This is a genomic window from Pseudomonas sp. 05N36 (assembly GCF_056397385.1).
In genome coordinates, this window is record NZ_JBFTNH010000001.1 from 185638 (window position 1) to 207243 (window position 21606).

Consider the following 21606-nt stretch of genomic DNA (forward strand, 5'->3'; position numbering starts at 1 on the left):
GCTCAGCCGCGCCGGATAAAAAACACACCCGCCATGATCAACACCAGCCCGGCAATTTTGCCGGCGCTGACGGGCGCTTCGCGAAACCCGGCCCAGCCGAAATGATCCAGGGTCATCGCCATCCCCAGTTGCCCCGCCAGCACCAGCGCCATGAACAGCATGGCGCCAATGCGCGGCCCGGCGAAAGCCGCCGTGGTAATAAAAAATGCGCCGAGCAGACCACCGCTCCAGTGCCACCAGGTCAGGCTCTTGAGTGTCTCCAATGCAGGGGTTTCGCGCTGGATCACGACCAGCAGCAACAACGCCACGGTGCCGACAAAAAACGAAATCAGCGCGGCGGCCAGTACGCTCGACACTTGTTTGGCCAGTTGGCCATTGATACCGGCCTGCAAGGGCAAAAACGCACCCGCGATAAAAGGCAGGCAAAGCAACCACCAGACGGGGGCCGGCATGCTGTTCTCCATTGAGTGAATGAGGCGCGCAGTATACGCCGCTCTCACCGTCAGCCGCAGGAGCTGCCGAAGGCTGCGATTTTTCAGGTTTCAGGCAGGGGTGCAAAATCGATGGCGCCCAGCTTATTTCAGGCATCCTACCGGCCAACCAGCGGGGGCAGGTTCAGGCGCGGGCAATCTACAGGAGCCGTCATTTAGAGATCATCAAAAAATGCCAATGCATGACGTCAATTTTTGCATCAGAGCAAGGCACGAACGCTCAAGGACTGACCCTGTGAATCCTCGGCTGAGGAAAAAGAGTGTCCAGGGTTTCCAGCAGACGCACGTGATAGACAGGTTTGCGAAACAGGTCCAGAACCTGCAAACGCAACAGATCGCTGACATCGTCCATATCGGCATGACCCGAGGTGACGATAACGGGTAAGTGTTGGCGGGAAGTGTGTTCGCGCAGGCGCCGGATCCTCGCCCCCCTCGGACGGCGTCTGGACGAGTCGTCGCCGATGGTCGATGCGCGCATGCCGGACGGTAGCCGGGTCAATGCGATCATCCCGCCCATCGCGCTGGACGGGCCGTGCCTGTCGATTCGTAAATTTCGCAAGGACATGCTTAAAAGCAGTGACCTGGTGGCGATGCAAACCATTGACCAGGCCATTTTCGACTTCATCGAGAGAGCCGTCGGCAAACGCTGCAACATCTTGATCAGCGGCGGGACCGGCACCGGTAAAACCACGCTGCTGAACATCCTCAGTCAACTGATCAACCCTCACGAACGCCTGGTGACCATTGAAGACGTTGCCGAACTGCAACTGGGGCACCCTCATGTCGTGCGCCTGGAAACCCGCCCGCCGAACGCCGAGGGCCACGGCGAAGTGAAAGCCAGCGACCTGATCCGCAACGCCCTGCGGATGCGCCCGGACCGAATCATCCTTGGCGAAATCCGTGGCGTTGAAGTGCTCGACGTACTGACCGCCATGAACACCGGTCACGACGGTTCGATGAGCACTGTCCACGCCAACAATGCTCAGGACGCACTGTTGCGCCTGGAGACATTGGTAGGCCTGACCGGGCGTCAAATCGCCGAACGCACGCTACGGCAGATGATTTGCGCGGCACTCGACGTGGTGATTCAACTGACGCGCCTGCCCGATGGCCGGCGCTGTGTCAGCGAGGTGGTGGAAGTGGTGAGTATCCGCGAGGACATCTACGTCACCAACACCCTGTTTCGTTTCGACCGACGGACCGGTTTCGGCTTTCTGCGCGATGCGTTCAACCCCGCTGGCGACAAGCTGCGCCATGAGCTGACTCTGCCCCTCAACTGACTTGGCGAGGCTTGCGCGATGATCGGTCCGATACTGCTCAGCCTGATGTTCCTCGTGTTGCTGGGACTGTCGATCTGGCTGTTCTATCAAGGCCTGCGCAAGACCAGCAACGAACGCGTGCTGAATCGCCTCTCTCAGGGGCAACCGCATCTGATCGTCGAAAACCCGGCGTGGACCGGCCTGGAACGCGCGTTTTTACGTGCCGGCCTGGGCCGTCCGACCGAGCGTCTGCCGCTATGGCTGGGACTTTGGGGGTTTATCGGCCTGCTTGGTTTTATGCTGGGAGGCTGGCTGGGACTGCTGACACTGTTAGTGCTGCAACCCTTGATTCTGCGCCTGTACATTTCCTGGCGTTATCGACGTCGCCTGAGGCGAATGATCGAGCAGTTGCCGCCGTTGCTCGATCACACCATACGCAGCCTCAAGTCCGGGCGCACTCTGGCCGACGCGGTGATGGGCGGTATCGACGCCAGCGCCGACCCGCTTAAAAGAGCGATGGGACGAATTCAGCGCAACGTGCAATTGGGGATCAACCTGCCCGACGCCGTGCACGATTTTGCCGAGTTTTACGATCAGGACGAACTGCGCATGTTTGCCCTGGGATTGAAGGTCAATCACCGTTACGGCGGCAATGCCAGCGAGCTGCTGGAGAACCTGATGAAGCTGATTCGCGAACGCGAGCAAGGCGCCCGTCAGCTTCGGGCCATGACCGGCGAAACCCGAATGACCTCCTGGGTTCTGGGGGCCTTGCCCCTCCTCATCGCGAGTTACTTCATGCTGACCAACCCCGGTTACATGCTGAGCATGTGGCACGACCCTGCCGGCCAGCACATGCTGATCGCCGCGGTTGGCTTACAGATCGTCGGGTGCCTGGCGCTACGGCGCATGTTACGGAGTGTCTGAGATGGCCTTACTGGTGAGCGCCTTGCTGTTCCTGGGAGCCCTGGCGCTGGTGCTCGGCCATTGGCTGGAACAGCGACGACGCGCGCGACACGTCACCCAACGCCTGCAAGGGCATGTGGCGCACGACAATGCATTCGGCAACTGGCTGCGGGCACTCGGCAACAGCCGGTTTGGCCAGCGCTCGCTCAGCATCGACAGTGAAACCCAGACCTTGCTCGCACGCCTGGGTTGGCGCAAATCCAGCGAGCGCTCATTATTCGCCGCGTGCCAGGTCGGCACGCCCCTGCTGGTGCTCGGGCTCGCGGTGTTCTTTCAACAGGTGCTCCACCCCACTGCGCAAAACCACTGGCTTGCGCCGTTACTGGGCGCCGGGCTGGGTTATCTCTTGCCCAAAAGACTATTGGCCTATTGCGTAAAACGTCGGCAAAGAAACATTGCCATCGAGATCTCGACGTTCATTCCATTGCTGCGGATTCTCTTCGAATCGGGCATGGCCGTAGAACAGTCACTGCGAGTGCTCAGCAGCGAGGCGCACAAACTGCTGCCGGAGTTGACCAGTGAACTACGCCTGATCCTGACTCGGGTCGACTCTGGCCTGGAACTCGGCCAGGAGCTGCACAAGAGCGCGACACTGCTGGCGGTGGACGAACTCACCGACACCTGCGTGATCCTCCAGCAACTGATCCATCAAGGCGGCGGCGCCATGAAATCGCTGCTCACACTCAAGCAATTGCTCGACGACCGGCGCCTGACACACCAGCAGGAATACATCTCGAAAATGTCCGCCAAGATGTCCGTGGTGATGATGCTGTTTCTGTTTCCCGCCTTGCTGATCGTCTTGGCCTGCCCGGGGTTCACTGCTATTGGCCGGGCGTTTGGGTCTTAAAATCGCGTCACAGGTTGCTATACAACGTTGAAATACGACGGGCGAGTAGTCCGTAGCAGCTGCCGAGCCTGCGAGGCTGCGTTCGACCGCGAAGCGGTCGCTGAATCAGACGGCGCGTTTTTACAGGTAATCCGCGTATGCAGGATTTGCGAGGACTTCGTCCTCGAACGCAGCCTCGCAGGCTCGGCAGCTGCTACGGAGGGAGTCCTGCACCGTATTTCAACGTTGAAAAATCGCCGTCCCAAGCGACCAAGGTTTAACGACATACTCCGCCGGTTCGTCGGGGTCCTGGCGGCATTCCTTTGCTGCGCGTGGAAACGATCAATCTAACGCCGTACGCGCTCTTACCACTCAGGCCGCCTTGCTGTGCTTTTGATCCACCCGCCCCTTCGGGAGGCCGAGTGGAGGTGTTCATCAGGGGGTGAGTCATACCCCGGCGAGACCTTTTGGTTCCTTTTGGCTGGGCCGGCACCCCGGGCGTTTGCCAAAAGGGACTCGCCGTAAGGGCGAAACCGTCAGCCGCCGTTACCGCAGCAACGGATATGTACACCAAAGCCTAGTGCGCCGTAACCCGCGACCGCCCCCCAGAACTACCCGGCGACAAAGCCAACGCCAACTGCGTCCGATTATGCATATGCGTCAACCGCAACACCTGCGACACATACAACTTCACCGTGTTCTCGGTAATCCCCAACTCACAGGCAATCTGATAATTGGTCTGCCCCTTGCCCACCAACCGCGCAACATCGAGCTGACGAGGCGACAGCTGATCAAAGATCGCCGGCATCTGCTCCCGATCACCCTCCCCACCCGACGGCGCAAACGGAGCACGACGAACTTTATCAAGGTCCTGATAAAGGTCATCGATCGATTCGGAAAGGTCTTGCAGCTTCTGATTCAAGTGCCCCAACTGCACACTTTTTTGCCGTTCCTGAAGCGCGACTTCCTGACGCTGCAAGCCTTCCAGCAGCTCATCCAGGTCAATCGGTTTCTGGTAGTAGTCGGCGATCCCGGCGCGCAGGGCCTTGATCACATCCTGTTTGTCGGCGCGCCCGGTGAGCATGATGGCTTCGAATACCCGGTGCTTGCCGGCGATGCGTTGCAGCTCCTGAACCAGTTGAATACCGTCGAGCCCGGGCATTTGCAAATCACAGAGGACCAGGCCGATGTCGACATCTTCACTGAAGCGCGCGATGGCTTGCTCGCTGGAATCACAAGGGACGCAACGGTAACCGCTGCTTTCAAGAAACTCGCAAAGCTCTTCCACGATCAACGGTTGATCGTCGACCACCAGCACTTTTACCGCAGAGGTAGGCTTGTTCATGTGCGCCTCCATGCCCTGTCCGAAGACTGTCACTTCCTGTACCGACAGCGGCGAGCTGTACAGGCCTGAACTGAAAGTAGACCTACTTTCCTACTATGTACATAGCGCTAGTCGAGCCGCACGACTAGCGGATCCAGGCCAGTGCGCGAGCAATCCAATAGCACCACGTTGCCCGGCGGGGCTGCGAAACCGCAAACGGGGAGACATCGAGCACTCCTTTGCCGGCGCACTGCCGAGCGCTACCTCCGGTGGTGAGGGCAGCTCCTTGAAAGGTCGGCCAGTCATATTCCCGCATTTACTTCGGCGGGTAATTGCTCAATATCCGCCCTACCGTCGCGCGAATCGCGGCGCTGCGGTCGGCGGGCTGGGGCGATCTGCTGAGCAGTTGCTCATCACTGCCACGCCAGACCAGCTTGCCATCCTTGCCATCGAACAGGTCGATCTGAAGCGTGGCGACCTTGTAAGAGACGTTGCGGGTTTCGTTGTACATCGGCGCGCCCCAGTAGCCGTTCCAGGGGCCACCCCAACCACCGCCATAGTTGGTGGTGATTTGCTGCTGGCGGTCCTCGACGATCAGGTAGGTCCGCACATTGACGTCAGCCTTGGCACCGGTAGCGGCCGGGCGCAGGCCACGCTGGTCGAGTTGATCGGCAACCGCCTGGCGAATGCGTTGTTCAGTAAGGTCGCTCTTGATCCGCGGATCGTCGGGACGGTATTGCACGGCAGGCTCTTTCCAGGCCCAGCTGCGGTAGGCGGCGAAGTCGCGGCTGGCATCAAAATCGTGATTGACCTGGGTCGTTTGGCAGGCGCTGAGCAGCACGGCGCAAGCCAGTAATGAGAGACGGCGGGACATGATTTTTCTCCGGTTCTAATCAGGGAACCTAACTAGGAGGATACGCCGCAACCGCCCTTTCTACAGCTGTTCGTAACGCATCGCCACGCTCGATTTCGTTGCCCTGAAGGCCGGTTTCAGCGCTGGCACTCCAGACCGGCTGCCCGGTGCTGGCGTCGAACAGATCCACACGAATCACCAGCACTTGCACCTGATAGGTACGAACGATCGGCACCGTGTTGTACATCCCGTAGCCGCCATAACCGTAGTCCTCCTGAACCTGCTTCAGACGGGTTTCCTGGTGCAGGTCGGCGCTGACCCACAGGTCCGCCGGACGATTGTCGTGCAGCGGGCGTAACCCCCGTTGATCCAGCGCATTACTGACCGCTTCGGCGATCTGCGCCGAGTCGGCCAAGGCCGAGCCGTTGGGCAACCGGCCGTTGAGCCAGGCCCAACTTTGATAACGGCTGTAATCACGCGGCGCCGCCGGGTAGGCGCTACGGTCAAAGGTGTTGGCGGCGTGTGGYGGAGCCGGCGGCAGCGGATTGGAGCTGGCGACATACGGATTGCTGCCCTGGCAGGCACCCAGCCCCAGACACAACATGATCATTCCCAATCGGCGTTTCATGATGCTCTCCACAGAAACCATGGTTCAGACCGGGCGGCAGATCCAGTGCAGGTAACGCCCCAGCCCCGCAAAACTCGGGTGACGACGGTGGGCCAGCTCCATTTCCAGCAGGTCGATGAGTTCGGCACGGGCCTGGAACTCCAGCGGCATATAGTCATGAAAAACCCGCACTCCGCTCTGGGTTTCGACCTGCCACAAACCGTCCAGTTGCGTCGCCAGTTCGCGCGGATCCAGAGGCATCTGCGGGGTCAGGCTCTGCTTCTCGCCGGCCATGTCGTTCTTGCGCATCTTGCGGAAATGGCCCTTGAGCAAATTGCGATAAATCAGTGCATCACGGTTATAGAACGCCAGCGACAGCCAGCCGTCTTTGGTCGTCAGTTGATGCAGCACCGGCAGAATCGCGTGGGGTTCGGCCAACCACTCCAGCACCGCGTGGCACAGCACCAGGTCGTAAGGTTCGGTGAGTTGACCGAGCAGCTCTTGCCACGGCGCCTGGATAAACGTCGCCGCTTGCCCGGCCTCGGCGAAGCGCTGGCGGGCGCCTTCGAGCATCGGTTCGGCAGGCTCGGCCAGGGTCACCTGATGGCCGCGCTGGGCCAGCCACAACGACATATGCCCAAGACCGGCACCGATATCCAGCACCCGCAACGGGCGATCCGGCAGGGTTTCGGCCAGGTCGGCCTGAAGCACCGCCAGACGGATTGCGCCTTTGGCACCGCCGTAGATTTTTTCGGCGAAACGGGTCGCCAACTGATCGAAATGACGGTCACTCATCAGCTGAACCGCCGTTCGCTGTCAGCCAGCTTGCTGCGTACTACCTGTTCCATGTCCAACCCCAGCTCGCTGCACAGCAGCAGTAGATAGAGCACGATATCGCCGACTTCCTGACCGGCATGCGCGAGTTTGTCCGCCGACAACTGGCGTGACTGGTCTTCGCTCAACCATTGGAAAATTTCCACCAGTTCTGCCATTTCGACACTGGCGGCCATGGCCAGGTTCTTCGGGCTATGAAATTGCCGCCAGTCGTTGCGGTCACGGATGCAGTGTAGGCGTTCGGTCAGTTCAACAAGGTTCATCGGGCTCTCCTGAAGGCGTATAGCTTCGGGCCGATGGCGGATGAAGGCAAGCGCCGAACACTGCTGTCGCTTCGCGACAGTTCGCGAGCGAGCCCGCTTGTATGTTCAGACTTGAAGGGGTGGGTGGGACTAAAAAGCCCGATTCCGACTCTGGCCAGTACAGAACTCAGAAGCTTGCCCAGTGGGCGCAGGCGTTCAGTTACTATTCGCGAATTCAAACCACCAAACCTCTATGCTTCAAGGGTGCTCGCCAGCCCTGACAATGGCCAAAGCGCTCAGCGCCGGCACCCACTCTTTCATCAGGACGTACACATGCAGGTAGATAGCTTTTTCGAATGGCTCGGTCAGGCGTTGGGTTCGGTCATCCGGTTCATCGTCGATACGCTCAGTGGGTTGTTCAGCGCCTTGACTCACGCCAGCGGCAATTTTGTCGACGGGCTGTCACGAGCACTGGGCATGGAGCCCTCGATCATCAGCATTCTCGTGCTGATCATCGGCTTGATGCTGCTGTACTCCGCGGTCCGCGCGTTCATGCGTGCGTCGATCATCGCCGGGATTATCTGGCTGGTGCTGGGGTTGTGGGTGTTGAGCTGGGTGGTTCACTAACACCCAAACCCCATGTGGGAGCGAGCCTGCTCGCGATGACGGTTTCAGACTCGACAAACAGGCTGCCTGCAAGACCGCTATCGCGAGCAGGCTCGCTCCCACCATTCAGCGTGCGCGGCAACTAGTGGCCTGAATTACCATCTTCGGCACGGTTAAACGCGGGGCGCTCGTCGTGCGTGGCAGATTGACTGATGCCCCACAACAAGCGCCCAACGACGCCTGGATCTACCGCTACAATGCCCGCTCTCGAAAGGAGCCTGAATGTCTACGTTGATCACCGACTGGCGCGATCGTGCGACCCATCGCCGCGTCTGGGCGCTTGCCGCGCCGATGATTCTTTCGAACATTTCCGTGCCGCTGGTGGCGCTGGTCGACAGCACGGTGGTCGGCCACCTGCCTCACGCGCATCAGCTCGGCGCGGTCGCGGTGGGCGCCAGCCTGTACACCTTTCTGGCCTGGGCCATGGGGTTTCTGCGCATGGGCTCCACCGGGTTTGCGGCGCAGGCGGCCGGGCGCGGTGACGGCGCGGCGTTGCGGCAGATCCTGCTGCAAGGCTTGCTATTGGCGATGGGGCTGGCGCTGCTGCTCGGGATGCTGGGCGTACCGCTCAGTGGCGTGGCGTTGCACTTCATGCAACCCTCTGCCGAGCTCGATCAACTGACCCGCGAGTTTTTCCACACACGGCTGTTTGGCTTACCGGCGGCGCTGGCCAGTTATGCACTGGTCGGCTGGTTCCTCGGCACCCAGAACGCCCGCGCACCGCTGGCGATTCTGCTGACCACCAACCTGGTGAACATCGCTCTGAACCTGTGGTTCGTCTTGGGTCTGCAATGGGGCGTTGTCGGGGCGGCCCGTGCTTCAGTGATCGCCGAATGGACCGGCGCCCTGCTCGGCCTGGCCATGACCCGTCATGCCCTGCGCGCCTACCCCGGGCATATCGCCTGGGCGGCACTGGCGCTGTGGCAGAGCTGGCGGCCGCTGCTGGCGGTCAACCGCGATATCTTCATTCGCAGCCTGGCGCTGCAATCGGTGTTTTTCATGGTGACCGTGCAAGGCGCACGGCTCGGCGATGCGACGGTGGCGGCCAATGCATTATTGCTGAATGGTTTGCTGTTGACCGCCCATGCCCTGGATGGCCTGGCCCATGCGGTGGAGGCCCTGTGCGGCCACGCCATCGGCGCCCGTGACCGCCAGGCCTTGCGTCGGTCCCTGGTGGTCGCCTGCGGCTGGTCATTGATTGCCAGCCTGGGTTTTGCGCTGCTGTTTTTCTGCGCCGGACATCTGTTCATCGAGATGCAGACCAACATCCAGAGCGTGCGCGACACTGCGTTCGTCTACTTGCCGTACCTTGCCGCACTGCCGCTGATCGCCGTCTGGAGCTACTTGCTCGACGGCCTGTTCATCGGCGCCACCCGGGCCCGGGAAATGCGCAACGGCATGCTGCTGACGGTGCTGCTATTGCTGCCATTTGCCTGGGCACTGCAAGGGTTCGGCAACCATGGACTGTGGCTGACCTTTCTACTGTTCATGGTGCTGCGCAGCCTGACACTTGGAGTATTCGCCTGGACCCTGCGCAAGAACGATGGCTGGTTCACCGTCTGAACATCGTGCTGCTCCAGCTCGTGTAGCAGCTGCCGAGCCCGCGAGGCTGCGTTCGGCTGCGAAGCAGTCGTTGAATCAGGCAGCGTGTTCTTTCAGGCAAACCGCGTACTCAGGATTTACGAGGACTTCGTCCTCGAACGCTGCCTCGCGGGCTCGACAGCTGCTACGAGTACAGATCTTCATCATAATTTACGAGTTCAGGAACGATGGCCCTGCCAGCGGTTGCGCAGGCTGTCGAGCCGCTCTTGCTGAGTGCGCCCCGGCAGGTGTGCTTCGGGTGTGGCTGACGGGTACTGCAAACGCAATCGCATCCAGCCATCGAGCACCGGGCGTTCGCTGAAACCCTGTTCGAGTCCTTCCTGCACAAAAGACCAGATCGTGCCAAAGTCGTGGCCCGTCGAGCGACTCCAGTGCCATGCATGGCGCTCGAGCAGGCAGGCTTGCAACTTGTTCTGCTGGAGAAAACTGAGGCTGTCGTCGATGACCAGTTCGCTGACGGCCAATCGTGGATTGATCAAATGCAACCACCCCAGACTGCCGATCGCCCGGTCCGCCCAGGTTCCACCGTACCAGTACAGCTTATCGATGGGCCCCAGCCAGCGGCTCAACTCGTGGGCATCGCTGGCATCAAAAAAGTAACTGGCGATAAAGGGGTTGTAATAGCTGAGCAAGCCTTTGTAATGAAGCCCGAACGTGACCGTGAGCATACGTCGAAGGTGCCCGAGCAATTGCTCCGGCGATGCTGCGCTGACCAGCAACAACCCCGGCCAGTCCGCAGGCTCGTCGTGGCAACATTGCATCAGCGGCGATTGCGCCGACAGTTCGATCAGCTGCGGCCCCTGGTCGCGCAACGCATGCAGGTCGGTGTTCTCGAACAACGCGTAACGCGGTACATCGGCAAACCGCTGTTGCAGGTTCCACCTTGCCTGCGGCGAACCCGGTACATCCAGCAAAAGCCATTGAGCCGACTGGGCAGCGATCATGCCGCACCACTTTGGCCAAGCCCTGCCACTGTGCGGCAGGCGCAGATCGCTTGCCGGCAAAACATGAAACTCCCCCCGCCAGGTATCAGACACAGCAACACCAGGGGCTGACTGCTCTGAACCAACGCCAATAAGTCTTGGCGATCCTCGGGCGATAAATCTTCCAGTGCCGGGGGCGCCTCCTCGACCGCTGAGGGCGGGGAGGTTTCGGTCGACAATACGCTGTCGACGTTCAACGTCGCCCTCCGAAATATGCCGGTGATCAATGGCTGGTCCGGGTCGCCCTCGATAAAGCTCACACAGACCTCAACCCCCGCCGTTAAACCGGCAACCGACTCTGCAGACAGTTGGGGCGAAACCGGCAGCCAGCAATGGCTGGGCCTTGCACCCTCACCCTGATAAAGCCAATCGAACTGCACGGCGATCCGTAGCGCCGCGTCGCTGCGCAGTTCGTCAACCTTGACCACCCAACCACGCTGCACGTTGCTCATCCGAGGCTTCGCGCCTGGACATAACGCTACGAACGGTACCTCCCAGGGAATCGCATCAATGCGATTGTGGTAGTACGGCACCCGCGCCTGACTGCCCGAATGCTCGACCCGGGTCAGCAACCACAGGTGATTCCAGTCAGCAAACGGATGGCCCGACAACGGCATCAGCATGCCGCTACGCAGGTTCGGCAGGTCCGTTTCAGCTTCTGCGACGGGTTGCGGCGACCGATCCTGAGTGGCCACATCAACATGAGCACGAACCTTGAAACGCCTGACCGCCGGTGCAGTGCCCTGCGCATCGAAGGGTGCGCTGTCACCGGGACGCAAGTTTCGTCGGGAGTCGCCAAAGATCAGGCAATGACCCTGCTTGCGGTGCTGAAAGTGGTAGTGAATCCGCTCTTGCTCGCACAGGCGCTGAAGAAACGTCAAATCCGACTCACGGTACTGAGTGCAAAACTCCCGCACGGGGTAGTCGTTCCTGAGTTCGAATCGACAGTTTCTATCATCTATGCCGTGCTCCTTCAGTACCTGAGCCAGAATCTGCGGGACTGACAGTCCGCTGAAAATTCGCTGGTTGCAGCGTTGCGCCAGGCAGGCCAGCTTCGGCCCGAGGCACAGACGCCAGAGCGTCGGCACCGCGTCGTCATGAAGCGGGGCAAGGTCATGAATCTGTCCGTGGATACCGGTGCCCGCGCCCCCAAAACTCAGGTACGCCGGGCGAAACATCAGGCTCGCAATGTCCAGCCGCGGCTCATCGAGCTGCACATCCAGCTGGAAAGCAAAGGGCTGGCTGATGGACTCGCAGCCGGTAAAGGCGACGACGACAAAGGGTTGGGGCTGACCCGCTATCTCCAGACGAAATGACGGCTCGTTGACGGGATCGAACATCGGCGTTTCTCTACAGGAGGGACGGCCGGGGATTCTCGCTGAGAGACATGGCCGAGTAGAGTGCCGAAGTACAACTTAGGAAATGACCTACGCGAAATGAAGACCACACAGCGTTGAAAGTGCGTGGGCACGGCAAATCGCTACAAAAATAAAGAAATGCCGTACCAGGTCCTCCGAAAATTCCGCACTACGCAGAGTATTTTCAGACAACCTGGTCACAGCGGTTCGCTACCTCAAGAAGACAGGTAAGACGAGCGAGTCAGACCCAGGCGCAAGGCATCGAGGTACTGGGTGCGCTCGGTAGCACTGATTCGGGCGCTGGCCACTTTGTCGCGGTAGTGCGTCATCAGCTCTTCCGGCGACAAGTGCACGTAACGCAGCATGTCTTCGATGGTGTCGTGGGTTTCGATACCGGCGTGGTAAACGCTGCCATCGGCATTCTGGTAGATGTTTACCGAGTCGGTGTCACCGAACAGGTTGTGCATGTCACCGAGAATTTCCTGGTAAGCGCCCACCAGGAAAATCCCCAGCAAGTAGTCTTCGCCATCATTGAGCCCGTGTACCGGCAGGCTGGTTTCGATGCTCTGCTCGTCGACGTACTGCTTGATCTTGCCGTCGGAGTCACAGGTCAGGTCTTGCAGCACGGCACGGCGCATCGGCTCCTCATCAAGACGGTGCAGCGGCAGGATCGGCAGGACCTGGCCGATGGCCCAGGTGTCCGGCAGGCTCTGGAATACCGAGAAGTTGCAGATGTACTTGTCGGCCAGCTTGTCATTGAGTTCGTCGAGCACCTGACGGTGCGAGCGCTGGCGGGCTTTCAACGAGTTGTGCAGGCGACGGCAGACGGCGAAGTAACATTGCTCGGCCAGGGCTTTCTCGGCCAGGGTCAGCTTGCCATCGGCGTACTGGCTGGCCACGTCACTCATGTAGTGAGTCGCGCGCCAGTAGGTTTCGGTGACCATCTCGATATCGGTCGGACCGAGCAGGTCGACCAGCCATTGCACGGTTTCCGGCAGCTCTTCCTTGTTCTCGATCATCGGCACGTCGTCGTTGTGTTTCTCGACGTCGGTGACCTGCACCACCAGCATGGCGTGGTGAGCGGTCAGCGAACGACCACTCTCGGAGAAGATGTTCGGATGCGGCAGGCTCTGCGCGTCGCAGAATTCCTTGAGCATGCCGACCACGACACCGGCGTAATCGTCCATGTCGTAGTTGATCGAGCTGGCGTTACGCGAGTGAGTACCGTCGTAGTCGACGCCCAAGCCACCACCCACGTCGATGTGATCCACCGGCAGGCCAAGGTTGCGCAGTTCGCCGTAGTAACGGATCGCTTCCTTGAAGCCGTGCTGGTAGTCCGCCAGGTTGGCGATCTGCGAGCCCATGTGGAAGTGCAGCAAACGAATACCTTGATCCAGGCCGGCTGCACGGAAGCGCTCGACTACCGACAGCAACTGGGCAGCAGACAGCCCGAACTTGGACTTTTCGCCACCCGTGTCAGCCCATTTGCTCGATGCCAGGGACGACAGGCGAACCCGCAGGCCGACTTGAGGCTTGACCTTCAGCGAGGCTGCTTCTTCGATCACCAGGCCGACTTCGGATTCTTTCTCGATCACGATGAACACGTTGTGGCCCAGCTTCTGGCCCATCAGTGCCAGACGGATGAACTCACGGTCCTTGTAACCGTTGCAGACGATGGTGCCGCCCTTTGGCGCCAGGGCCAGCACGGCCAGCAGTTCCGGCTTGGAACCGGCTTCCAGGCCGATGGACACGTTCTGGGTGGCGATGATGTTCTCGATCACCGCTTCCTGCTGGTTAACCTTGATCGGGTACAGGGCGGTGTACTTGCTCTGGTATTCCAGACGCTCGATGTTCGCGTCGAAGGCGCCGGTCAGCTGACGGACGCGGTCCTGCAGGATGTCCGGGAAGCGCACCAGCAGTGGCAAGGACAGGCCGCTTTTGCGCAGCTGTGCGACTTGCTCGAACAGATCGATAGGCGAGCTGTTCGGACCGTTCGGACGAACTTCTACGCGACCGGCGTCACTGATCGCGAAATACCCGGCCCCCCAATGGCGAATCCCGTAAACACTGCGGCTGTCCGCAACTGTCCATTGGCTGCCATCGTCTTTGCGTGTGCGTCGTACGGACATCGAAGTCCCCTATAAATGAAGTCAAAGAGCGCCACCCGGGTTGAGGGCTGGCGCAGTCTAAAGTGAAAAAATGACGATTAGCCTGCAAGCGGGATAGACCACACTTGCAGCGCTGAGTTTAGAAACCGGTCAGAACAGGCTCTGTGAAAACCATGGAGACGACGTTCAACCTGAATCGGATCAGGACTGCATCAAGTCGGGGTGGTTTTCACAGAGGCTGCTAGCCGCCGGATTTCTTCGCTTTGAAACCGTGTTTGATCAGCTCTGCCAAGAGTAGCTCGACATGATCGCCCTGGATCTCGATGATCCCGTCCTTCAACGCACCACCGGTGCCGCAACGTTTCTTCAACGTCGTGGCAAGCTCCTTCAGCGCGTCTTCGGCCAGCGGCACGCCACTGATGGTGGTCACCGTCTTGCCGCCCCGGCCCTTGCTTTCGCGGCGCACGCGCGCGATGCCGTCGCCGGCCGGGATAACGGTTTGTTTGCAGATGCAGGCTGCCACCGGCTGGCTACAGTCCGGGCAATGTCGACCTGCGTCGGTGGAAAATACCAGGCCACCAAGGGCGGCGAAGGATGCGGCTTTTTTGGCCACCGGCAATCCTCTTGGGAGGACAAAGACTGGTCGCAGCAACGTTGGCACGTGCTATCGACCGCGAAGCCCCACTCAGGCAGGGGCAGCGCTACTGACCGGACGCCCTTACAAAAAGGAGTGCCGGTTCAGCTTGAAAAGGTCGCGCAGTGTAACGGCAAAAAGCGCACTTGCTAAGAGCCAATCGGCGCCATTTTATAGATCTTTTGCGACGCCCTTCAGAGCGTCACCCCCGCGCGCGCGCAGATAGCGCTTCAACGCCGCCAGAGAGTCCGGGCAGTAAGGCTTCTGCGTGATTTCCAGCATCACCTGTTCGATGGGAATAAAGCGGGCCTGAAGCACTTCTTCCGGCTGCAGGATCAATGGCCCGTCCCAGACTGCCGAAAACGCCGAACACCACAGGCGGTTGCCAGTGTCTTCAAAGAAAAAATGATCATGGGCGGTCAGCTCGACCCCACTGACGCCCAACTCTTCTTCCAGTTCACGGGCCGCCGATTCGGCGTAGGTTTCGGTCGCCAGCACCATGCCCCCCGCCGCCACATCCCAGAACCCCGGATAGATGGCTTTGCTGAACGTGCGCTGATGCACGCACAGCTCGCCGGCCGAGTTGAACAGCATGATGTAAGTGCCGCGCCCGATCAGCCCGCGCACGCGTAAGTCCGAGCGCACCAGCGAGCCGAGCAGGTTGTCCTGCTCGTCGACCCAGGCGATCTGTTCGGCGTCCGAGGCTGCGCGGTGCGCAGCCTCATTCAGGTTATCGACCATGACTCAGCCCTGATTGAGCAATTGACGCAAATCGATAACTGCCGCGTTGGCCCGCGAGATGTAGTTGGCCATGACCAGCGAGTGGTTGGCCAAAATCCCGAAACCGCTGCCGTTGAGGATCATCGGGCTCCAGACTGTTTCCTGGGAGGCCTCCAGTTCACGAATGATCTGACGTACGCTGACCGTCGCGTTCTTCTTCGCCAGCACATCGGCGAAATCGACTTCAATGGCGCGCAGCAAATGCGAGAGTGCCCAGGCCTGACCGCGCGCTTCATAGAATACGTCGTCGATCTGCAGCCAAGGGGTTTCCACCCGCTCTTCATCGACCTGCGGCACCTGACCCGGCGCCAGGGCTTCGGTTTTCAGCGCGGTGTTCAGCTTGACCCGGCCAACACTGGCCGACAGGCGTTGCGACAGTGACCCCAAACGGGTCGCGACATCACCCAACCAGTTGTTCAGGTTGTCGGCACGCGCATAGAACTGGGCGTTTTTTTGCGTTGGATCGGACAGGCGAGCCTGGTAACGGCTCAGGGAGTTGATGCCTTCCTGGTATTCCGACTCGCTGGACGGCAGCATCCAGCTCTTGTTGTCGAAGTTGAAACGCGGCTCGGCCTTGGCCAGATCAGCGTCTTCAGCCGATTGCGATTGCGAACGGGCAAAGTCTTTACGCAAGGCGCGAGTCAGATCGCGGACTTGCACCAGCACGCCATATTCCCAATTCGGCATGTCGTCCAGCCACAAGCCTGGTGGAAAACGGTCGTTGGAAATATAGCCACCCGGCTTGTGCAGCAAGGTACCGGCGACGGTCTTGAGGGTTTCGACCGTGGTGTAGCCGATGACCATCTGTTTGCCTTCCTTCTCGGCGGCCAGTTGCGCGTTCTGCTGAACCGGAAACAGCGCAGGTTCATGGCTCCAGTACCAGCCCACGGCGAGGACCACCAGCAAATACAGGCCGATCAAGGTGGCCAATGCGCGGCTGAACAGCAGGCCACCTAAATAGCTGCGGGTTGCCGACTTGGGTTCGGCGGCACGTTCAGGCGCGCTGCCTGTGCGGTTCTTCCAGTCCAGCATGGCGATATCCTTTCAATCACTTGAGTTCGTCGGTTCGACCACAACCCTACCCCATCGTGCTTTGTTGCGAGCAGATTAAATCTGCCCGGCAGACCGTGGATCGCACAGTGGCCGCGAGTCGAGCAGCCACTATAAATGAAGCACAGCGTTGAGCCTATGCGACCAGTCGGTCAGGAACTGAATAACGTCGCTTTACAGTTTATTGATGTACGACACTCATGGCATCGGAAAGAGGTGCTAGCATAGAGCCACCAGTCGATCTCAGCATGCACCCTAACTAGTAGTCAGGATATGACCGAGCCAGAAGACCCCAGCCGTGAGCGCCTCAAGCACCACTTTGCCCAGCGGGTAATTCATCAAGCACGTCAGATTCTTGAGATATGGCAGCGCCTGCAACGCTGTGAATGGTCAGGCGCCGACCTGGCAGAGCTGAGTGAAGCGAACCTGCGGCTGCTGCGTTTCGCCGAACGTTTCGAACAACCCGAGCACACCCACCTGGCGCACAGCATCAGCCAGTCGCTTGCGGCCGTCGATGCCAACCGCGGGCGCCTGAGCAGCGGGCTGATCACCGACCTCAATCGCCTGATGCAGCGCCTGTCGCGCACCGGCCTGCGGCATGGCGACCAGCTCGAACAAACCTTTCTACCGCCACTGCGCAAGCCGATCTACGTGATGCTGCAAGATCACGACCGCGCCGAGCGACTGGCCAAGCAACTCGAGTTTTTCGGTCTCAGCGCGCAATCGCTGGACAGCGTGGCGGCGTTTCGCTCCTCGATGGTCGAGCGGTTGCCGGCAGCGATTGTCATGGACGTCGACTTCAGCGGCCCCGGCATGGGCCTGCAATTGGCAGCCGAAGCCCAGGAAGGCCTGGAGCAAAAACTGCCGCTGCTGTTTTTCAGCCTGCTGGAAACCGACACCCCGACCCGCCTCGCAGCCGTACGCGCCGGCGGCCAGGAGTTTCTGACCGGCACCCTCGAAGCGTCGAGCCTGCTGGAAAAGATCGAAGTGCTGACCTGCGTCGCCCAGTACGAACCTTATAAAGTGCTGATCATCGACGACTCCCGTGCCCAGGCCCTGCACACCGAGCGCCTGCTCAACAGTGCCGGAATCGTCACCCGCACCTTGATCGAACCGATTCAGGCAATGGCCGAGCTGGCGGATTTCCAGCCGGACCTGATCATCCTCGACATGTACATGCCGRCCTGCACCGGCACCGAACTGGCCAAGGTGATCCGGCACAATGATCGTTATGTCAGCGTGCCGATCATCTACTTGTCGGCCGAAGACGACCTGGACAAGCAGCTCGACGCCATGAGCGAAGGTGGCGACGACTTCCTGACCAAGCCGATCAAGCCGCGACACCTGATCACCACCGTGCGCAACCGGGCGGCCCGGGCGCGCAACCTCAAGGCGCGGATGGTCCGTGACAGCCTGACCGGCCTCTATAACCACACCCATATTCTGCAATTGCTCGAAGACTGCAGCTTCCGCGCCCGCCGCGAGAACAAGCCATTGAGCTTTGCGATGCTCGACATTGACCATTTCAAGCGGGTCAACGACAGCCACGGCCACCCCATGGGCGACCGGGTGATCAAGAGCCTGGCTCTGTTTCTCAAGCAACGCCTGCGCAAGACCGACTTCATCGGCCGGTATGGCGGTGAAGAGTTCGCCATTGTGATGCCGGACACCGATATCGAATCGGCCTATAAAGTGCTCGATGAAATCCGCCAGCGCTTTGCCGAGATCCACTACCCGGCCCAGCCGCAGGACCTCTGGTGCACCTTCAGCGCCGGCGTGGTGGACCTGCACGAGGATTCCGACAGCCTGATGATGGCCAGCCAGGCAGACGAGGCGCTGTACCGCGCCAAGCACGCCGGACGCAATCGCGTTCAAGCCGCGCGGTCGTCAAATCAAAGTGCCACTTTTTCACCTGAATCCACCGATTCGGTCATAACCCTGTAACACAAACGCAATAACTTCAGGCACTTACCATTCTGTCGTTGGTAGAACCGCGATGCGCCTGAAGTTGCTGACCAATCTCAATACCCTGCTATTAGTCGCAGTGTGCCTCGCACTCGGCGCCACCCTCTGGTGGTCGCAAAAAGCTCTGGAGCGCCCCTATCTGTTGATGGAGCGCTACTTGGGCCTGTCGCAACACTTTCAAAATCAAGTGGCGCGTAACGTCGAAGACTACCTGGCCAGCGGCGATGCCCTGCGCCTGAGCAGCGCCAGCCAGGCCATCGAAACCCTGCAAAAAGACCTCGACGAACTGCCGTCCGAGCTGGCCGACAGCCTGCGTCCGAGCCTCGCCAGCCTCGATGACTTCAGCAAGACCGACCTGCTGGCCGCTGGCAAACTGGCGGGTGATCCGCAAGCCTTGCTGCTCCAGGCCGAGCGCGAACTGGGCGCCAGTCTGGAGCAACTCAGCCAATACGCCACCAACGCCAATACACCTGCCGCTGCCGCCTATCTTCCACCCTTGCTCATTGCCTCGCAGCACGTCGGCAAACTCTCGCTGGCCCGGGACAAACTGGTCAGCAGTGGCCGCAGCGAACTGGCGGCCGATGTCGAGCGCGAAGTCAGCAGCATCCGCGCTCAGGCCGAGCTGATCGAAGCACTGCCGCTGCTTGGCGTGACCGCCAGCAAAGAATCGAATACCGACGATTTCTCGGCGATGATGGGCCTGGAGAACACTGAAAAAACCGTCGCCGAAGATGCCGGCACCGGTTTCAAGCGTGATCTTGCCAGCCTGCTGACCCGCTACCCCGCCGAACTCGGTCGCACCCGCGAACAGATCCAGAAACGCGCCGACCTCAGCGCCGCCACCCACCTGAAAATTGCCGCCGTGCAACAGGCCATCGCCGGGCTGGAACCCACCGTTCGCGCGCAACATGGGCAAATCCAGGGTGAAGTGCGGCTCATGCAGGGCGTGATGATCGGCCTGATCCTGCTGATCGCGCTGCTCATCGACACCTTGCAACGACGCCTCGCCCGTGTGCTGACCAATCTGGCGCCAGCGCTGTCGACCTGGGCCGAAGGCGACTTCAGTCGGGACATTCAGCTCGGCGCAACCAACCGTGAACTGCACGATATTCAAGAATCGCTGAATCGCCTGCGCGCTTATCTTGTGGATCTGGTCGGGACAATCCGTTTGAACGCCGAACAGGTGGCCGGCAGCAGCCGGGTATTAGCCGAACTGAGCAGCGACTTGCACAGTGGCGCCGAACATCAGGCCGGCGACACCGCGCTGATCCGCGACTCGCTTGGCGAGCTGGAAGCGACCATTCAGCAAGTCGCCGGCGATGCCAGCCAGGCTGCCGACGCCAGCCGTCACGCCGGTCTGGCGGTCGAGCACGGGCAAAAGGTCATTGGCTTGAGCCTGACCGGATTGCACGCACTGGTCGGCGAAGTCCAGGGCAACGCACAAATGATCGAGCATCTGGCCGAAGAGTCGGCCACCATCGGTGGCGTACTGACGGTGATTCGCTCGATTGCCGATCAGACCAACCTCCTCGCCCTGAACGCGGCGATTGAAGCCGCTCGCGCCGGGGAAATGGGCCGCGGTTTTGCGGTGGTCGCCGAGGAGGTTCGCTCGCTGGCGCAACGCACCGCCGGTGCTACCGCAGAAATCCAGACCTTGATTGCCGGCCTGCAACAGGCCGCAAGACAATCGGTAGAAGGCATGCGTGCCCAGGTCGAGCACGCAGAAGCCACCGCCAGTCAGGCACAAGCGGCTGACGGTGCGCTGGATAAAATCGTCGGGGCGATCCAGACCATTGCCGACACCGCGGTGCGCATCGCCGATGTCACGGCCCAGCAAAGTGGCGCCGTCAGTGAAATCCGCGATCACAGCGAGCGGATTCATCAGTTGGGCGGGGATAACCTGGTGCGTATCGGTGAAGGCCGCAGCCAGGGCGAGAATCTGCTGGTGCTGGGTGGGCAATTGCATACGGCAGTGCAGGCATTTCGGGTTTAAGTCTGCGGCCCCGAACACACTGGCCAGCAGGACTATCGCCACCTAAGCTCTTGTATAAACACACCTATTTGTCCATACGGCAGTATTTAGTCTTCGCTTTGATGCTAAGGTTTAGCGCTTCAATTAATCGAGCGCGCAAAGGAGTGCCCCGTGATAGTTCCAACTTCGCCCCCTAGTGTATCTGTGGAGGAAAACATGGCTGTTGCCTTCCATAAGAAAAAAGTTTTGAAAGAGGGATCCGCGTTCATTTACTCCTGGTTCTATACCCAGGTCAGGAATCGCGGCCCTTGGGATTACAAAAAACTGTCTCCTGACTATGAAGCCTTCGGTAATTTCAATTATGGCGCGGCCGGGATTGCTGCGGGTTTTTCCGAAAATGTCCTGTTACGTGCCGCCGGTTTTGCCCAGACGCAGGCAAAAACGACAAAAGTAGAATTTGGAAGCTGGTGGAGCGAGGCCCCTTTTGGCGATGACCCTGCAGATCAGGAATGGATCAAAAAAGGAGTCAGGTATGCCCGCTTCAGGAACTACTGAAAAAACTGTATATACCATCGTCACCTCCTGCCTGCTGGCGGTATGCCTGGGCTACATCGGCTGGACCTGGCTTATGTCTCCCGGCGCCCCGGTGCTGACCGATGTAGTACTCAAACTATCCGTTGGCGAAAATGGCTTCGTCTACGGCGTCAAGGATGATCGAGGCGGAGCAACAGTACCGTTCAGCTATCGATACTATGTCTATCGCGAACTGGCATCCGACGAACAAATAGCGTCTGAACTCAAGACTGCAGCTCCGTTTTTAGTCACCCGAGATCCAGCCATAAAGATCAATGTCCAAGGCTCGGTCATCAATGTATCGACCCATCAGGAAGTCTATGAGTATCACAGCAGCACGCTGTTCCGACATGCCAACAGCGCCGACTACAGCCCCGTGACAATCAACTTGTGCAACCACTCCAGCGATCAATCAACAAAGTAAACGCGTTCCCCTGGGAGCTGTCGAAGATTCGGCGTAGGCGCATGCATCGCGCACTCAGTTATCATGTTCCCACTTTCGATACGCGAGATTGT

The 21606-nt window shown here is 59.9% G+C and carries 22 protein-coding genes; 9 read left to right on the forward strand and 13 right to left on the reverse strand.

The genetic code is table 11. The features are described from left to right. Window positions 1–2: 2 nt before the first annotated feature. Together AC1DIH_RS00915 and AC1DIH_RS00920 are read right to left on the reverse strand one after the other, a co-directional pair. Window positions 3–452, reverse strand: coding sequence for a DMT family transporter (locus AC1DIH_RS00915; protein ID WP_427529418.1), 450 nt, complete (start codon window positions 450–452; stop codon window positions 3–5). 259 nt (window positions 453–711) lie between these two features. Further along, entirely contained in the window at window positions 712–1056 is a 345-nt protein-coding gene (locus AC1DIH_RS00920; protein WP_477770249.1) for a hypothetical protein, read from the reverse strand. Between AC1DIH_RS00920 and AC1DIH_RS00925 the strand changes: the two genes are divergently transcribed. From AC1DIH_RS00925 to AC1DIH_RS00935, 3 genes are read left to right on the forward strand one after another with little or no spacing between them, the layout of a single operon-like run. Then, window positions 953–1771 (forward strand): CpaF family protein, encoded by an 819-nt coding sequence (locus tag AC1DIH_RS00925; protein ID WP_477770250.1) that lies wholly within the window; start codon window positions 953–955, stop codon window positions 1769–1771. The two genes, AC1DIH_RS00920 and AC1DIH_RS00925, sit on opposite strands and share 104 nt — an antisense overlap. Before the next feature lie 18 nt (window positions 1772–1789). Next, window positions 1790–2674 carry a type II secretion system F family protein gene (locus tag AC1DIH_RS00930; protein WP_477770251.1) on the forward strand — a complete coding sequence of 295 codons (885 nt, stop codon included), beginning with the start codon at window positions 1790–1792 and terminating at the stop codon, window positions 2672–2674. 1 nt (window position 2675) lies between these two features. Continuing rightward, window positions 2676–3560, forward strand: coding sequence for a type II secretion system F family protein (locus AC1DIH_RS00935; protein WP_477770252.1), 885 nt, complete (start codon window positions 2676–2678; stop codon window positions 3558–3560). A 556-nt stretch (window positions 3561–4116) separates the two neighbouring features. Here the strand turns inward: AC1DIH_RS00935 and AC1DIH_RS00940 are convergent. The 5 genes from AC1DIH_RS00940 to AC1DIH_RS00960 all read right to left on the reverse strand — a co-directional run bounded on the left by AC1DIH_RS00940 (window position 4117) and on the right by AC1DIH_RS00960 (window position 7420). Next, complete coding sequence (locus tag AC1DIH_RS00940; RefSeq protein WP_477770253.1) at window positions 4117–4884, reverse strand: response regulator transcription factor; 768 nt, start codon at window positions 4882–4884, stop codon at window positions 4117–4119. 295 nt (window positions 4885–5179) lie between these two features. Then, entirely contained in the window at window positions 5180–5737 is a 558-nt protein-coding gene (locus tag AC1DIH_RS00945) for a DUF4136 domain-containing protein (RefSeq protein ID WP_477770254.1), read from the reverse strand. A gap of 28 nt (window positions 5738–5765) precedes the next feature. Beyond that, window positions 5766–6344, reverse strand: a complete 579-nt coding sequence (locus AC1DIH_RS00950) for a DUF4136 domain-containing protein (protein WP_477770255.1) — start codon at window positions 6342–6344, stop codon at window positions 5766–5768. Window positions 6345–6368: 24 nt separating this feature from the next. Then, window positions 6369–7118: a methyltransferase domain-containing protein gene (locus tag AC1DIH_RS00955; protein ID WP_477770256.1), complete on the reverse strand. Its 750-nt coding sequence runs from the start codon at window positions 7116–7118 to the stop codon at window positions 6369–6371. Next, window positions 7118–7420 carry a MazG-like family protein gene (locus AC1DIH_RS00960; RefSeq protein WP_477770257.1) on the reverse strand — a complete coding sequence of 101 codons (303 nt, stop codon included), beginning with the start codon at window positions 7418–7420 and terminating at the stop codon, window positions 7118–7120. Before AC1DIH_RS00960 ends, AC1DIH_RS00955 begins: the two co-directional genes overlap by 1 nt. 312 nt (window positions 7421–7732) lie before the next feature. On the opposite strand from AC1DIH_RS00960, the gene AC1DIH_RS00965 reads away from it, so the two are divergent. Next, window positions 7733–8026, forward strand: a complete 294-nt coding sequence (locus AC1DIH_RS00965; protein ID WP_054595451.1) for a hypothetical protein — start codon at window positions 7733–7735, stop codon at window positions 8024–8026. Window positions 8027–8287: 261 nt separating this feature from the next. Then, window positions 8288–9628, forward strand: coding sequence for an MATE family efflux transporter (locus tag AC1DIH_RS00970; RefSeq protein ID WP_477770258.1), 1341 nt, complete (start codon window positions 8288–8290; stop codon window positions 9626–9628). 197 nt (window positions 9629–9825) lie between these two features. On the opposite strand, the gene AC1DIH_RS00975 is transcribed toward AC1DIH_RS00970, so the two are convergent. The 6 genes from AC1DIH_RS00975 to AC1DIH_RS01000 form a co-directional block, all read right to left on the reverse strand. Beyond that, entirely contained in the window at window positions 9826–10611 is a 786-nt protein-coding gene (locus tag AC1DIH_RS00975; RefSeq protein WP_477770259.1) for a DUF4123 domain-containing protein, read from the reverse strand. Continuing rightward, entirely contained in the window at window positions 10608–11990 is a 1383-nt protein-coding gene (locus tag AC1DIH_RS00980) for a contractile injection system protein, VgrG/Pvc8 family (RefSeq protein WP_477770260.1), read from the reverse strand. Before AC1DIH_RS00980 ends, AC1DIH_RS00975 begins: the two co-directional genes overlap by 4 nt. 233 nt (window positions 11991–12223) lie before the next feature. Next, entirely contained in the window at window positions 12224–14137 is a 1914-nt protein-coding gene (speA, locus tag AC1DIH_RS00985; protein ID WP_477768630.1) for an arginine decarboxylase, read from the reverse strand. A gap of 220 nt (window positions 14138–14357) precedes the next feature. After that, window positions 14358–14729: a translation initiation factor Sui1 gene (locus AC1DIH_RS00990; RefSeq protein WP_054595446.1), complete on the reverse strand. Its 372-nt coding sequence runs from the start codon at window positions 14727–14729 to the stop codon at window positions 14358–14360. A gap of 192 nt (window positions 14730–14921) precedes the next feature. After that, window positions 14922–15491, reverse strand: coding sequence for an NUDIX hydrolase (locus AC1DIH_RS00995; RefSeq protein WP_477770261.1), 570 nt, complete (start codon window positions 15489–15491; stop codon window positions 14922–14924). Between the two features lie 3 nt (window positions 15492–15494). Then, complete coding sequence (locus tag AC1DIH_RS01000; protein ID WP_477770262.1) at window positions 15495–16562, reverse strand: DUF2333 family protein; 1068 nt, start codon at window positions 16560–16562, stop codon at window positions 15495–15497. A 291-nt stretch (window positions 16563–16853) separates the two neighbouring features. On the opposite strand from AC1DIH_RS01000, the gene gcbA reads away from it, so the two are divergent. The 4 genes from gcbA to AC1DIH_RS01020 all read left to right on the forward strand — a co-directional run bounded on the left by gcbA (window position 16854) and on the right by AC1DIH_RS01020 (window position 21514). After that, complete coding sequence (gene gcbA, locus AC1DIH_RS01005) at window positions 16854–18524, forward strand: diguanylate cyclase GcbA (RefSeq protein ID WP_477770263.1); 1671 nt, start codon at window positions 16854–16856, stop codon at window positions 18522–18524. A gap of 970 nt (window positions 18525–19494) precedes the next feature. Continuing rightward, the gene (locus AC1DIH_RS01010) at window positions 19495–20538 is read left to right on the forward strand and encodes a methyl-accepting chemotaxis protein (protein ID WP_427529596.1); all 1044 of its coding nucleotides are present in this window, start codon (window positions 19495–19497) and stop codon (window positions 20536–20538) included. Between the two features lie 195 nt (window positions 20539–20733). Then, window positions 20734–21072, forward strand: a complete 339-nt coding sequence (locus tag AC1DIH_RS01015) for a polymorphic toxin type 44 domain-containing protein (RefSeq protein WP_145017187.1) — start codon at window positions 20734–20736, stop codon at window positions 21070–21072. Continuing rightward, window positions 21050–21514, forward strand: coding sequence for a hypothetical protein (locus AC1DIH_RS01020; protein ID WP_477770264.1), 465 nt, complete (start codon window positions 21050–21052; stop codon window positions 21512–21514). The genes AC1DIH_RS01015 and AC1DIH_RS01020 overlap by 23 nt, the downstream gene beginning before the upstream one ends. Window positions 21515–21606: the final 92 nt, after the last annotated feature.